The 14,152-nt window shown below is 42.0% G+C and carries 11 protein-coding genes, 3 tRNA genes and 3 pseudogenes; 13 read left to right on the forward strand and 4 right to left on the reverse strand.

What is annotated here, in order from left to right:
• Positions 1 to 8: 8 nt before the first annotated feature.
• The 3 genes from STRDD13_RS00005 (at position 9) to STRDD13_RS00015 (ending at position 264) form a co-directional block, all read left to right on the forward strand.
• Positions 9 to 79: transfer RNA gene (locus STRDD13_RS00005), tRNA-Gly, on the forward strand.
• A 32-nt stretch (positions 80 to 111) separates the two neighbouring features.
• Positions 112 to 185 (forward strand) — tRNA-Ile (locus STRDD13_RS00010).
• Between the two features lie 7 nt (positions 186 to 192).
• Positions 193 to 264: transfer RNA gene (locus tag STRDD13_RS00015), tRNA-Glu, on the forward strand.
• Positions 265 to 740: 476 nt separating this feature from the next.
• Here STRDD13_RS00015 and STRDD13_RS00020 read toward each other — a convergent pair.
• The 3 genes from STRDD13_RS00020 to recX form a co-directional block, all read right to left on the reverse strand.
• Entirely contained in the window at positions 741 to 1,058 is a 318-nt protein-coding gene (locus STRDD13_RS00020; RefSeq protein ID WP_067100180.1) for a DUF960 family protein, read from the reverse strand.
• Positions 1,059 to 1,160: 102 nt separating this feature from the next.
• Complete coding sequence (gene ntdP / locus STRDD13_RS00025; protein ID WP_067100183.1) at positions 1,161 to 1,694, reverse strand: nucleoside tri-diphosphate phosphatase; 534 nt, start codon at positions 1,692 to 1,694, stop codon at positions 1,161 to 1,163.
• Positions 1,695 to 1,761: 67 nt separating this feature from the next.
• Positions 1,762 to 2,538, reverse strand: coding sequence for a recombination regulator RecX (recX, locus tag STRDD13_RS00030; RefSeq protein ID WP_067100186.1), 777 nt, complete (start codon positions 2,536 to 2,538; stop codon positions 1,762 to 1,764).
• 214 nt (positions 2,539 to 2,752) lie between these two features.
• Here recX and rlmD point away from each other — a divergent pair, with 214 nt between their 5' ends.
• From rlmD to STRDD13_RS00050, 5 genes and pseudogenes are all read left to right on the forward strand, one after another.
• The gene (gene rlmD / locus STRDD13_RS00035) at positions 2,753 to 4,105 is read left to right on the forward strand and encodes a 23S rRNA (uracil(1939)-C(5))-methyltransferase RlmD (protein WP_067100188.1); all 1,353 of its coding nucleotides are present in this window, start codon (positions 2,753 to 2,755) and stop codon (positions 4,103 to 4,105) included.
• A 37-nt stretch (positions 4,106 to 4,142) separates the two neighbouring features.
• The gene (locus tag STRDD13_RS00040; protein WP_067100191.1) at positions 4,143 to 4,376 is read left to right on the forward strand and encodes a DUF1858 domain-containing protein; all 234 of its coding nucleotides are present in this window, start codon (positions 4,143 to 4,145) and stop codon (positions 4,374 to 4,376) included.
• Positions 4,376 to 5,153 (forward strand): annotated as a pseudogene (locus STRDD13_RS08900) (DUF438 domain-containing protein); the annotation flags it as partial. The gene STRDD13_RS00040 and the pseudogene STRDD13_RS08900, both read left to right, overlap by 1 nt.
• A 71-nt stretch (positions 5,154 to 5,224) precedes the next feature.
• Positions 5,225 to 5,725: pseudogene (locus STRDD13_RS08905) on the forward strand (PAS domain-containing protein); the annotation flags it as partial.
• Positions 5,722 to 5,976, forward strand: a complete 255-nt coding sequence (locus tag STRDD13_RS00050; protein ID WP_067100196.1) for a DUF1912 family protein — start codon at positions 5,722 to 5,724, stop codon at positions 5,974 to 5,976. The pseudogene STRDD13_RS08905 and the gene STRDD13_RS00050, both read left to right, overlap by 4 nt.
• A gap of 230 nt (positions 5,977 to 6,206) precedes the next feature.
• Here STRDD13_RS00050 and STRDD13_RS00055 read toward each other — a convergent pair whose 3' ends face one another.
• Positions 6,207 to 6,512, reverse strand: a complete 306-nt coding sequence (locus STRDD13_RS00055; protein WP_067100199.1) for a DUF898 family protein — start codon at positions 6,510 to 6,512, stop codon at positions 6,207 to 6,209.
• 203 nt (positions 6,513 to 6,715) lie between these two features.
• Between STRDD13_RS00055 and STRDD13_RS00060 the strand changes: the two genes are divergently transcribed.
• From STRDD13_RS00060 to STRDD13_RS00075, 5 genes and pseudogenes are all read left to right on the forward strand, one after another.
• Entirely contained in the window at positions 6,716 to 7,111 is a 396-nt protein-coding gene (locus STRDD13_RS00060; RefSeq protein ID WP_067100202.1) for a helix-hairpin-helix domain-containing protein, read from the forward strand.
• A 443-nt stretch (positions 7,112 to 7,554) separates the two neighbouring features.
• Complete coding sequence (locus tag STRDD13_RS00065; protein WP_067100206.1) at positions 7,555 to 8,133, forward strand: flavin reductase family protein; 579 nt, start codon at positions 7,555 to 7,557, stop codon at positions 8,131 to 8,133.
• A pseudogene (locus STRDD13_RS08145) lies at positions 8,120 to 8,215 on the forward strand (GNAT family N-acetyltransferase); the annotation flags it as partial. The gene STRDD13_RS00065 and the pseudogene STRDD13_RS08145, both read left to right, overlap by 14 nt.
• 282 nt (positions 8,216 to 8,497) lie before the next feature.
• Complete coding sequence (locus tag STRDD13_RS00070) at positions 8,498 to 11,149, forward strand: valine--tRNA ligase (RefSeq protein WP_067100208.1); 2,652 nt, start codon at positions 8,498 to 8,500, stop codon at positions 11,147 to 11,149.
• Positions 11,150 to 11,281: 132 nt separating this feature from the next.
• On the forward strand, positions 11,282 to 14,152 hold a 2,871-nt coding region (locus STRDD13_RS00075; protein ID WP_082781144.1), incomplete at its 3' end, for a DEAD/DEAH box helicase.

Genomic DNA, 14,152 nt, shown 5'->3' on the forward strand with positions numbered 1-14,152 from the left:
TTTAATAAGCGGGTGTAGTTTAGTGGTAAAACTACAGCCTTCCAAGCTGTTGTCGCGAGTTCGATTCTCGTCACCCGCTTTGAACATATGTTCATTTCCAAACAATGGTTTGGGCGCGTAGCTCAGATGGTTAGAGCGCACGCCTGATAAGCGTGAGGTCGGTGGTTCGATTCCACTCGTGCCCATTTATATGGTCCGTTGGTCAAGGGGTTAAGACACCGCCTTTTCACGGCGGTAACACGGGTTCGAATCCCGTACGGACTATAGATAAGGAGCGAAAGCTCTTTTTTTTTGAACCGTAGTGGGTTGATGAAAATTAACATTAAGTAGGTTGAATAAGCGTGTATCACTGAATCTTGGGTTATCCTCTTGATTGGGCTTCCTGTAGCATTTAAAAGCTGATACTGGTGTGTTTTTCGGTGCAACGGATTTCATGATTTGGATGCGAAAGCGGTTCATAGCCGTACTCATATGGTGGTTTAAAATAGATTAGTGCACTTTTTTACCTTGAGTCTAAATTAAAAAAGGCTCTATAATTTTTGTAGTGGGTCGATCTACTGTAGAAATTATGGAGCCTTTTCTATATGATTCAAAAGTTGTTTTATCGATATTTTAGACTAATTTGGTAATTCATTGTAAAAATCTTAAAATGTCGTCGTTTTTATATTGGGAGTTTGATTGTAAGAGAGCTGCTTTTTAGTATTTATTTTATAATTTTTAGAGTATCCCTTCTATTTTGATTAAAATAGATCAATTTCTTCTGGTAGTAGGATCGTTTGACTATTTTTTCCTTCTAGAATGAGGATCTTGTGGGGGTAAAAGGGATTAAATGGGATTGTTAGGTCAAAAACAATAGAGATGCGTGGTCGACTGAAGGTGAATTCGAGACTTAGGTTTTTCTCCTTTTTTAGGATATGGCAGGTTAATAGCGTATCAAGGGGATACAATCCGATGAGGTACTGATCAATAACTTTCCAGATATTGTCTACAAGTTGTCCTGGGATATTGGATACTATTCCAAAACTTGCGTATCTTTCCTTTGGTGTTTCAAATGCCATTTTATTCTCCTTTTTAGATAGGTGATTTTAGTATTGGTGTTTCTACAATGACAAGATTATAAAATTTTAGAGACTAGTTTAGGGGCTAGTCTCTTTTCAACTTTATCTTTTCCGAAGTTCTACATAGCGTTTGTACCAAATATTGACATAGGATTCTGAAAATGGGCCTTTTTCTTGGTTGATCCAGTCGACTAAAATTTTGACATTTTCTTTTAAAATAAAATCTATGTCAGCTGGATAATTCATTTGTTTGCGGTGTCGTTCGTATTCTTCAACATCAAGCAGTCGCTTTTCTCCGTTTGCGAATACTTTGACATCTAAATCATAATCGATATACTTCAGGGCTTCTCCGTCTAAGAAATAAGGACTTGCCAGATTACAATAATAGGAGGTACCAGTATCCCGAATCATGGCAATGATGTTAAACCAGTATTTTTTATGGAAATAGACGATAGCCGGCTCACGTGTGACCCATTTTCGACCGTCGCTTTCGGTTACTAGAGTGTGATCATTGACTCCGATAATAGCATTTTCAGTAGTTTTTAGTACAGTAGTGTCCTTCCATGTTCTATGGAGGAGACCGTCATGTTTGTAACTTTGAATTGTAATAAAGTCGCCTTCTTTGGGAAATTTCACGGCTGTTCCAACTTTCTACAATTAAATCAATTAAATTTATTATATCATTTTTTCTTGTAAAAAACGATTAAAGGTTTTGGTTCACGATATCTTTACTATCTGAGTAAGTATAGCCTTTGCGAACGAGTGCTTGGATGAGTCTTTGTTTGAGTTCATATCCTTGGTACTTTCTTTGATATTTTCGGACTTGTTTATCAAATTCTTTTTCGATGAGGTGACTATCGATGTCTGGATCCTCGTCTATGGTTAACTGGGACAAGGCTTCTTGAATATCTTGTTGGGCAAAGCCCCCTTGCTGAAGACCTAGCTGAATCTTTGTTTGGAGGGCTTGTCGGGGAAGTTTATATTGATACTGTTGCAATTTTTTTTGAGCCAATCGAAGTGCGAGTTCAGAAAATGTATATTCCGAAACTGCTTCTTGGGCAAGTCCTTTCGCAATTCCTTTTTGTTGTAATTTTTGGACAAGGACGTAAGGGCCTTTATTTCCTGAGGATAAATTTTGACGAATATAGGAATGACAATATTTTAGGTCATCAATCCAGTTTTCTTGCTTAAGGTTTGCGATAATAGTGTCGATACTAGAATGGTCAATTTCCTTTTTTGTCAGATAATCGCGCACTTCCTTTTCGGTTCGTTGTTGAAATGATAAATGGTAAAGGGCTAGGTTTTTCCCATAGGAAAAATTGGAAAAGCTGAGTATGACTTTTATTTCTTCTTGGGTGACTTCCTTGTCCTTTGAAAGGAAGTATCGGACCAGGGTGTCTTCCGTAATGTAGTGTTTTTCAGAACCGTCGAGTTCTAAAAGGTAGAGTCTTTTCTTTTTTTCTAGTTTTGTAATTTTCATGTTTCACTTTCTTTTTTGAGGATGTTTGCCCTTTGCGGGGCATTTGAACAGCTATCTTTTTGAATGACTGCACCGCAATATTCAGTCGAATTCAGCTAAATAGCCTCCATGTCTGTTTTCTTATTTATATTCGTAAATGAACTAGTACTTTGCCTTGCTATTTATTGTATCATATCGAAGGAAGAATGCGGGAAAAGCATGGTATAATAGGGATATGAATTTACACGTTAAACAGAGAATCCCGTTGAAGATTAAACGAATGGGAATCAACGGGGAAGGTATCGGATTTTATAAGAAAACCCTGGTCTTTGTGCCAGGAGCTCTGAAAGGGGAGGAGGTTTTCTGTCAAGTAACGGCTGTCCAGCGTAATTTTGTAACCGCTAGGCTTTTGACCATCCAAAAAAAATCAAAAGCTCGCGTGACACCTGCCTGTGCCATTTACGAGGAATGCGGGGGGTGTCAGCTCATGCATTTACGCTATGACAAGCAGCTGGAATTTAAGGATGATCTCATTCGGCAAGCCTTGGCAAAATTTAAGCCGGAAGGGTATGCAGATTATGAGATTCGTCCTACCTTGGGGATGGCTCATCCCCTACATTACCGAGCGAAGCTTCAGTTTCAGACGAGAACAGTTGGTGGTTCCGTTCAGGCAGGTCTTTTTGCGCAAGGGAGTCATCGATTGGTCAGTGTCAAAGATTGTCTAGTACAGGATGACTTGACACAAAAAATTGTCAACCGAGTCGTAGATCTCCTCGATCGCTATAAAATCCCCATCTACAACGAACGAAAGATTGCCGGTGTTCGGACCATTATGGTGCGAAGGGCTGAAAAGACCGATCAGGTGCAACTCATCATTGTGACTAGTAAGGCGGTTCGTTTGACAGGACTGGTCAAGGATTTGACAGCTGATTTTCCTCAAATTAAGACGATTGCGGTCAACTACAATCGCTCTAAAAGCAGCGAAATTTATGGAGAAGAAACAGAGATTTTATGGGGACAAGATACTATTGCAGAGGAGGTCTTAGACTATCGATTTGCATTGTCGCCTCGTGCTTTTTATCAATTGAATCCTCAGCAAACGGAGGCCCTCTACAGTCAGGCGGTTGCTGCTTTAGATGTTACAGCAAAAGACCATCTGATTGATGCTTATTGTGGCGTGGGGACTATTGGCTTTGCGTTTGCGGGGAAGGTCAAAAGTGTACGGGGAATGGATATTATCCCAGAAGCGATCTCGGATGCTAAAAAAAATGCTTCTGCGATGGGGTTTGAAAACACCTACTATGAGACGGGAAAAGCCGAAGAAATTATCCCCAGGTGGTACGCTGAAGGTTACCGTGCAGATGCCCTAATTGTTGATCCGCCCCGGACAGGATTGGATGATCAGCTTCTTAGCACGATTCTCACCTATCAGCCAGAGAAAATGGTTTACGTTTCTTGTAATACCTCAACGCTTGCTAGGGACTTGGTTCATCTCGCCAAAGTTTATCAAGTGGTTTACATCCAGTCTGTTGATATGTTTCCCCATACGGCACGGACGGAGGCAGTGGTGAAGTTGGTGAAAAAGTAGACGAATGGAAATGGAAATAGAAGATAAGGAGAAAAATATGCATAATGTGATTGATGTGTCTATTCCTGTGGCACAAGTTGTTGATAAAAATCCAGAAGTATTGGAAGTTTTGGTGGAGTTAGGTTTTAAACCCTTAGCGAACCCTATAATGCGCAATACCGTGGGTCGTAAGGTATCACTGAAACAAGGGGCTAAAATGAATGGAATCAAACTCGATAAAATCAAGCAAACCCTAGAATTAAACGGCTATGAAGTCATAGGGGTGGACTGATGGCAGACGAACGAATTCATGTTTTGAGAGATATTCTTCTGGAGTTGCACAATGGGGCTTCTCCAGAATCCGTCCAGGAACGATTTGATCAGACTTTTGCAGGAGTGTCAGCTATTGAGATTTCGCTGATGGAGCACGAGCTGATGAATTCAGACAGTGGCGTTACGTTTGAAGATGTCATGGAGCTCTGTGACGTTCATGCTAATCTTTTTAAGAATGCCGTTGAAGGGGTAGAAGTGGCAGATGCCGATCAGCCGGGTCACCCTGTTCGAGTGTTTAAGGATGAAAATCTAGCTTTACGGGCAGCTTTTTTGCGGGTCAGACGGCTCCTCGATACTTATGCGACACTAGAAGATGAAAGTGTTCGCGAGGAACTGCTCAAGGGCTTGAATCGGCAGATGGGCTTAGTTGCTCAGTTTGACCGCCATTATAAGCGCAAGGAAGAACTCTTTTTTCCGATTATGGAGTCTTATGGGCATGACTCTCCGCCTAAGGTCATGTGGGGAGTCGATGATCAGATTCGCCAACTGTTTGCTCAGGCTCAAACATCCTTAGCAAGCCTGCCTGCAGGAGATATTGCTAAGGTAAAAGGGGACTTTGAAGAATTTGTGACCGAGTTTGAGTCTATGATCTTCAAAGAAGAGTCCATTCTGCTGATGATCTTGCTGGAATGCTTTACTCAAGATGACTGGCTAAAGATTGCAGCAGAGTCCGATGCCTATGGCTACGCAATTGTGAAGCCTAGTGAGAAGTGGGTCCCAGAGCGTGTGAACTTTGCAGCGTCAGAAGGGGCAAGTGCCCCTTCTCAAGACCCCTCTGCTTTGGGGATGTCTTTGGAAAATGGGGTTGAACAAAGGGTCATTGATACTCCTGAAGGACGGGTGACCATCACCTTTGAACCCAAAAAGGAAACCTTCAATCGGACCCATCAACAGCCTTTTGGCAATGGTTATTTATCGGTTGAGCAGGCTGATTTGATTTTGAATCACTTGCCGATGGAGATCACCTTTGTTAATAAAGAGGAGATTTTTCAATATTACAATAACAGTGTACCTGCTGATGAGATGGTCTTTAAGCGGACGCCGTCGCAAGTTGGACGGAATGTCGAGCTTTGCCATCCGCCCAAACTCTTACCCAAGGTGAAGAAGATTTTTGCTGCTTTGCGGTCGGGTGAGAAGGATAAGTTTGAAATGTGGTTTAAGTCGGAGTCCCGAGGGATGTTTGTCCATGTCACCTATGCAGCAGTACGAGATGAGGCTGGAGAGTTTCAAGGGGTACTGGAGTATGTACAGGATATCCAACCCTATCGGGAAATTGACACAGATGTATATCGGGAGATTGAGGAATGAGTTACGAAACGGATTTTTTAAAGGATTTTTCAGAATGGGTGGAGAGTCAAATCACGCTTAATGAGATGGCTATGAGTCAGGCACGGAAAATCATCGAAGAAGATAAGGATGAACGAGCAGCAGACGCCTATATCCGCTATGAGAGTAAGTTGGATGCTTATAAGTTTATTCAAGGAAAGTTTGCCAATTACAAGGCTGGGAAGTCTTTTCACGATCTACCAGATGGGCTCTTTGGCGAACGACACTATTGATCAGAAAAAACAAACGCCCAAAAAGACGCTTGTTTGCTTAATCTGAAAGAGGCTGGGACAGAAATCGGTCATTCGGTAGAATTCGATTTGGTCGTCCCACCTCCGCACAGTTGAGTAGGGCTGTAAAAGGGGATGAAATCAGCCTAGTAGAGCCCACTCAACCACTGCGTCTTGATCGACCATCCAAAAACAATTGAGAGGCTAGGACTTTTGTCCCAGCCTCTTTGTGTTTATACGTGATGAGTGTGTTTGGTGATCCATTGCTGCATCTTGATGGTTAGCCAAAAACTATAGATGCCTAAGGTGATGAGGGTCAAAAGGAACCATTTGATATAACTCCCAAATAGTTGTGTACCAGTGCCGTCAAAATAGAGACGGCGTCCATCGATAACGGTATGTTTCGTTTTCCAATTTTGCAATAGGCAAACTGCCCAAGGGGTTGCAATGCCAAAACTAAAAAGAGTGATAAGACTAGCAAGAATCGAGTAACCAATGTAACTTAATATCCCACCATCAAAATAACTTTCTGTATCCATATAGTCTCCTGTGATTTTGATCTAATGGACAGCAGTCCATTGCTAGACAGTATAGCATTAAGATACTTGGTTTGTCAATATGACATGATCGGAAGGAGGGAAGCAATTTACTTCTCTACCTTGATTTTTTTCTCCATTCTTGGTACAATATTTTTATAAAATCCTTGATGAAATCAGGGTTTTTTTATTGAAAGGATCTGCAAATGGGAAAGAATTTGAAACGTAAAAAACAACTGCGAAATGCTCTTCGGCGTTCAGGAGCCATCGCAAGTCCTGTGACGAAAATTGTCGAAGGGACCAAAAAGGTTGTGAAACGTGCGGAGCAATCAGCTGACCAAGCTGGAAAAGTGGCTTCTAAAACGGTAAAAAAAGCAGTTGCAGCAACAAAAGAGCACGTTCAAAAAACGACGGGCTCTGTGGAAGAGTTGGCTGCTAAATTAGAGGGACTACCACTTGATCGGGTCAAAACCTTCTACGAAGAAGGAATCCAATCCTTTGCGGACTTTAAGAACTGGACAGAGAAAGAGTTGTTGGCCCTGAAGGGAATTGGACCGGCCACCATTAAAAAACTGCAAGAGCTCGGTGTGAAGTTCAAATAACCATTTGATGGATTTCTTGCTATTTCAAGGAAAACTTGCTACAATAAAGCCATTAGAGGTGTTTTGAATCCCACATGTTCCAGAAAGTGGCGGTGCTGAGAAGTCCACACATGTTTCAAAACTGGTTGCTAATGGATGAAACTAAAAAATGAAATATAAATCTTTTTGTTCCCTTTTAGGACTAGACAGCGAGTTGCGGGCTGTACTCACGTACGGCAAGACGAGCTAACGACGTCTAAAAAGAAAAACAAGAAGAATAAAGTTGCGGGCGTCTGCCCGAAATTGGGTGGTACCGCGGATAAACACATTCGTCCCTGTCATAGTGATGGCAGGGATTTTCTATATCTTTTAAAGAACCAAGACCGAAGGTCGCAGGTGAATTTAGAGATATTGATGCAGACGGAGCGAAAGCGAGGTCTACGTTCCTATCAAAGGAGGCTGTCATGAAACAATCGTTTGAAACCAGCAAACTCTACTATGGTTTTCCCATTTTTATTTTGGGGTATCAGGACCAGAACTTTGGGTACAACATCACGACCTGCAGTTCCTCTTATAGCTTGGGAGATTGGGTGGTGGTAGGAGTTGGTGCTGAGGAAAACGCTGCAGAGCAAATCAAGCACTCCCAAGCCTTTACCATCAATATTCCTGATGAAAGTTTCATGCTAGCGATGGAGCGGGCAGGTTTTATCACTCATCGGGAGAAGCTGGAGCATCTGGGACTTGACTACGAGATTTCTGGACGAACTCAGGCACCGATTTTGGAGGCCTGTCCAGTCGTATTGGATTGCCAGGTAGATCGGATTATCGAGGAAGATGGGATTTGTCATCTCTTCGCTAAGATTGTCGACCGTTTAGTGGAACCTGAACTTCTGGATGATAAAGGGCATTTTCGCAATGACGCCTTCGCGCCGACTTACTTTATGGGGGATGGCCATCAGCGCGTCTATCGTTATCTAGATGACCGAGTCGATCCCATGGGAAGCTTTATCAAGAAGGCGAGGAAGAAGGATGACCAGAGCTGAGTTGCCTCAACGAATCGAAACTGAGCGTCTGGTCTTGCGAGTTCGCACCGTGGCGGATGCTGAGGTACTTTTTGACTACGCTAGGTATTAAAGAAGATTTATGAAAAAACAAATTGAGGAGATTACATTAACTAAACTCGAAAAGCATTTTATTGTTCGATTTGTTTACCAAACGGAGCCAATAAAAAAGAAATTTCCAATATCTAAGATAGTCAATTTATTTGAGTTTTGTGAATGTTATCAAGAAGCTTTTAGTCAGAAATTGCTAATCACTTATAGGACTGCTGAAACAGCTAAATATTTTGAGAGTTACTGGATATTCAAAGATTATTTAACTAATTTATTAACTAGAAAGGACACACACATGTCTAAAGAACTTTCACCGAAATACAATCCAGCCGAGGTTGAGGCTGGTCGTTACCAAAAATGGCTTGACGCGGATGTTTTCAAGCCTTCAGGCGATCAAAAGGCTAAGCCTTATTCGATCGTCATTCCACCACCAAACGTAACTGGGAAACTCCACTTGGGACACGCTTGGGACACGACTCTCCAAGATATCATCATCCGTCAAAAACGCATGCAAGGGTTTGATACGCTTTGGCTTCCAGGGATGGACCACGCTGGGATTGCCACTCAGGCTAAGGTTGAGGAGCGCTTACGTGGTGAGGGCATCAGCCGTTATGACCTTGGTCGTGAATCTTTCTTGACTAAGGTTTGGGAATGGAAAGACGAATATGCGACGACCATCAAGGAACAATGGGGAAAGATGGGACTCTCTGTCGACTACTCTCGTGAACGGTTTACTCTTGACGAAGGCTTGTCAAAAGCCGTTCGCAAGGTCTTTGTGGACCTGTACAAGAAAGGCTGGATCTACCGTGGTGAGTTTATCATCAACTGGGACCCAGCAGCTCGCACAGCCCTTTCTGATATCGAGGTGATCCACAAGGACGTCGAAGGGGCCTTCTACCACATGAACTACATGCTAGAAGACGGTTCACGCGCCCTTGAAGTGGCGACCACTCGTCCTGAGACCATGTTTGGGGACGTTGCGGTTGCGGTCAATCCAGAAGACCCACGCTACAAGGACTTGATTGGTCAAAACGTCATCCTTCCAATCGCGAATAAACTCATCCCAATCGTTGGAGACGAACACGCTGATCCTGAGTTTGGTACTGGTGTCGTGAAAATCACACCTGCCCACGATCCAAACGACTTCTTGGTTGGACAACGTCACAACTTACCACAAGTTAACGTCATGAACGACGACGGAACCATGAATGACTTGGCCTTTGAATTTGCAGGTATGGACCGTTTTGAAGCTCGGAAAGCAGTCGTTGCCAAGCTGGAAGAAATCGGTGCCCTCGTCAAAATCGAAAAACGTGTCCACAGCGTTGGTCACTCAGAACGTACAGGTGTTGTGGTGGAACCACGCTTGTCTACGCAATGGTTCGTTAAGATGGACCAATTGGCTAAGAACGCTATTGCCAACCAAGACACAGAGGACAAGGTAGAATTCTACCCACCTCGTTTCAACGATACCTTCCTCCAATGGATGGAAAATGTCCACGACTGGGTCATCTCTCGTCAGCTCTGGTGGGGTCACCAAATCCCTGCTTGGTACAATGCGGAAGGGGAGATGTATGTTGGTGAAGAAGCACCAGAAGGTGACGGCTGGACTCAGGACGAAGATGTCTTGGATACGTGGTTCAGTTCTGCCCTTTGGCCATTCTCAACCATGGGCTGGCCTGATGTCGACTCAGAAGACTTCAAACGTTACTTCCCAACGTCAACCTTGGTAACAGGTTATGATATCATCTTCTTCTGGGTGTCTCGGATGATCTTCCAATCCTTGGAATTCACAGGACGCCAACCATTCCAAAATGTCCTTATCCACGGTCTTATCCGTGACGAGCAAGGACGTAAGATGTCTAAATCTCTCGGAAACGGGATTGACCCAATGGATGTGATCGAGAAATATGGTGCTGATGCCCTTCGTTGGTTCCTTTCAAACGGTTCTGCACCAGGGCAAGACGTGCGCTTCTCTTACGAGAAAATGGATGCTGCTTGGAACTTCATTAACAAGATCTGGAACATCTCTCGTTACATCCTCATGAACAATGAAGGCTTGACCCTTGAGCAAGCAACGGCTAATGTCGAAAAAGTGGTTAACAAGGAAGCTGGAAATGTCACAGACCGCTGGATTCTCCACAACCTCAACGAAACCATTGGAAAAGCAACGGCTAACTTTGACAAGTTTGAGTTTGGGGTGGCTGGTCACATCCTCTACAACTTCATCTGGGACGAGTTTGCGGACTGGTACGTTGAGTTGACCAAGGAAGTCCTTTATAGCGATAACGAAGAAGAGAAAGTTATCACACGTTCTGTTCTCCTTTACACTTTGGACAAGATCCTTCGTCTCCTTCACCCAATCATGCCATTCGTGACCGAGGAAATCTTTGGTCAAATCTCAGAAGGCTCGATCGTGACAGCAGCATATCCAACGGTTAACCCAGCCTTTGAAGACCTTGCGGCGCACACAGGTGTTGAAAGTCTTAAAGACTTGATCCGTGCGGTTCGGAATGCGCGTGCGGAAGTTAACGTAGCACCAAGCAAGCCTATCACCATCCTTGTCAAGACTAGCGATAGCGACTTGGAAGCCTTCTTTAACAGCAATGTCAACTACATCAAACGCTTCACAAATCCAGAACACCTGGAAATCGCATCAACCATCCCTGCACCTGAGCTCGCTATGTCAAGCGTCATCACAGGAGCAGAAATCTACTTGCCTCTTGCTGACCTCCTTAATGTCGAAGAAGAACTGGCTCGTCTCGACAAGGAACTGGCTAAATGGCAAAAAGAACTGGATATGGTCGGCAAGAAGCTCTCTAACGAACGCTTCGTAGCCAACGCCAAACCAGAAGTCGTCCAAAAAGAACGCGACAAACAAGCCGACTACCAAGCCAAGTACGATGCGACCGTAACACGTATTGATGAGATGAAGAAGTTGGTGGGATAAACACAGAAACACGGTGGAATGCCGTGTTTTTCTTTTGCTTCAGGATAGTCTCTCCTCGTTGGTATTCTCGATTGATCTCTTTAAAAAAATCTTGTATAATCGAACTAAATTCAACTAGAAAAGAGTCACTCTATGCCAGAAGGTATTAGTTTATTTCAAGAAACACTCATTAAGTCTTTAAAGTTTGGGTTTGTGGATAATATCAATTTTCAGGAAGGTGGGTATTCCCCACAAATCTTAATTAACGATCCGGAAGCACAGCGTTTTGTTTTGTCTGATTTGCAGGATGAACTATCCCATTGCCAATCTTTTTATATTTCAGTGGCCTTTATCACCCAGTCAGGAATCGCTTTGATTAAGACTCAACTGTCGGATTTGATGGATAAGGGCATAAAAGGAAAAATTTTGATTTCTCCCTATTTAGATTTCAATGATCCCTTGGCCATGCGTGAATTGCTAAAGTTAAAAAACGTTGAAGTTCGTTTGACCCCTGAGAGCATGCAAATGCATGCCAAGTTTTACTTATTTGAACACAAGGGAAAGCAAGTCTTGATTTCTGGGAGCTCCAACCTTACTCATACGGCGCTCAAGGTTAATTATGAATGGAATATTAAATTAACCTCCACTCATAATGGAGAGCTAATTCAGGCGACGAAAAGAGAGTTTGATAAAATTTGGAACCAGTCGCATCTTTTAACAGAAGAAAAAATCGCTTCTTATGCAAAAAAACGGCGAAAGATGATTCAGGTTGAAGAGATTCACGAGGAGTCGACAATAACCTATCAAGTTGAACGTATTCGACCGAATAAGATGCAGGAACAAGCCTTGAAAGGACTCCAATCTATTCGGGATTCTGGAAAAAAGAAAGCCTTGGTCATCAGTGCGACTGGAACGGGGAAGACCTTCTTATCTGCTTTTGATGTGCAACAATATGCTCCAGAGCGAATGTTGTTTATTGTACACCGCGAACAAATTCTTCAAAAGTCCCTGAAAGATTTTCAAAAGGTATTGCAGTTTCCAGAATCAGAAGGAATGATTTATCATTCTGGGGCAGATGTGATGGGAAAGAAATATATTTTTGCAACGATTCAGACCCTATCTCGTGATAATAATCTTCAACTGTTTGCCGAGGATTTCTTTGATTATATTTTGATTGATGAGGTTCATAAAGCGGGAGCGGATTCTTATAAAAAAGTAATGGCCTATTTTCAGCCGGACTTCTTTTTAGGGATGACAGCTACGCCAGAGCGGACAGATGGGCAAAATATCTATGAATTGTTTGACTATAATATTGCCTATGAGATTCGCTTACAAGATGCTCTTGATAACGACATGCTCTGTCCCTTTATCTATTATGGCGTGAAAGATATTGAAGTAGAGGGCAATCTAGTTGATGAAAGGACAACGATTAGCGAATTAACGTCTGAGGAGCGTATCAAACACATCCTTGGTAAAATTGATTTCTATGGTGTTAGTGGAGACAAGGTTAAAGGACTTATGTTCTGTTCTTCTAAGCAAGAAGCACATGAACTTGCTTCTAGATTAAACCAAAAAGGGAAACGCTGTCGCGCCTTAACAGGCGATGATAGTATGGATACTCGTAACGCTGTGGTCGCACAATTGGAAAATGGCGAGCTAGATTATATCCTAACCGTAGATATTTTTAATGAAGGAATTGACATCCCCGCTGTAAATCAAGTTGTCATGCTCCGGAATACACAATCAAGCATTGTTTTTGTTCAGCAATTGGGCCGAGGTCTTCGAAAGCATGAAAGTAAAGAATATGTGACAATTATTGACTTTATCGGAAATTATAAAAACAATTATCTAATTCCTATCGCTCTTTTTGGCGATCAATCGATGAATAAGGATAATTACCGGAGGGAGCTCCGAGAGTCCAATATCATCAAAGGTCTAACAACAATCAATTTTGAAGAAGTAGCCAAGGAACAAATTTTTAAGTCGATTACCAATACTAATTTATCCAATAAAGTCTTGTTGAAAGAAGCTTATTTGGAGACGAAGAACCGACTAGGTTGTATTCCCAAATTAAGTGATTTTTGGAAATTAGATACTTTGGATCCATACATCTTTTTTGATAGCTTTAATCATTATGGAGAAGTTGTCAATTCTTTTGACAAGGATGATTCATTTGTTAAAATTACTGAACTAAATGGATTTCTAACTTTTCTTTGTAAGGAGTTATCAAATGGAAAGAGGAAAGCAGAGCTTTATCTTTTAAAAATCTTGCTGGAGAAGGAGAAAATTTCTCGTTCCGATTTTGAAAAATTCCTAAAAGAAGAAAAACTAGAGGCTTCTAATGAGGTGTTGGAGTCTGTTGAGGCTTTCTTGACCTATAGCTTTTTTGTTAAAAGAGATCAGGAAAAGTATGGAGTATCAGCTTTGACTATCAAGAATAATATTTATCAACAGTCACCATATTTTGCTCAATTTCTGACAAAGGAGTATAAAGATTTTATATTAGATATCATTCAGACTGGTCTTTACCGTTCTGAAAAGTATCCACAGAATCCGTTGACTATCGGGGAAAAGTATTCTCGTAAAGACGCTGTGAGACTACTCAACTGGGATAAGGATGAGAGCTCTACTGTTTATGGTTATAAGGTTAAACATGGAACTTGTCCGATTTTTGTCACTTATCACAAAGAGGATGATATCACTGAAACCACTCAGTATCAAGATGGTTTTTTATCGAGTAAAGTCTTTCACTGGTATTCTAGGAGCAATAGGAGTTTCAAGTCAAAAGAAGTAGCCGATATTATGCAGTCTAATGATACTGGATTGAGCCTTCACCTGTTTATAAAAAAGGAAGATGGTGAAGGAAGTGATTTCTATTATCTTGGACCGCTTCATTATATTGAAAATAGTGCTCTTGAAACGATAATGCCAGATGGTAAAACTCCTGTAGTGACTATGAATTTTGAACTGATCAATGAAGTTTCTACGACTCTTTATAATTATTTAACAAAAAATAAGAGATTT

Origin of the sequence: Streptococcus sp. DD13, from assembly GCF_001578875.1 — a bacterium.
In the GTDB taxonomy this organism is placed as follows: domain Bacteria; phylum Bacillota; class Bacilli; order Lactobacillales; family Streptococcaceae; genus Streptococcus.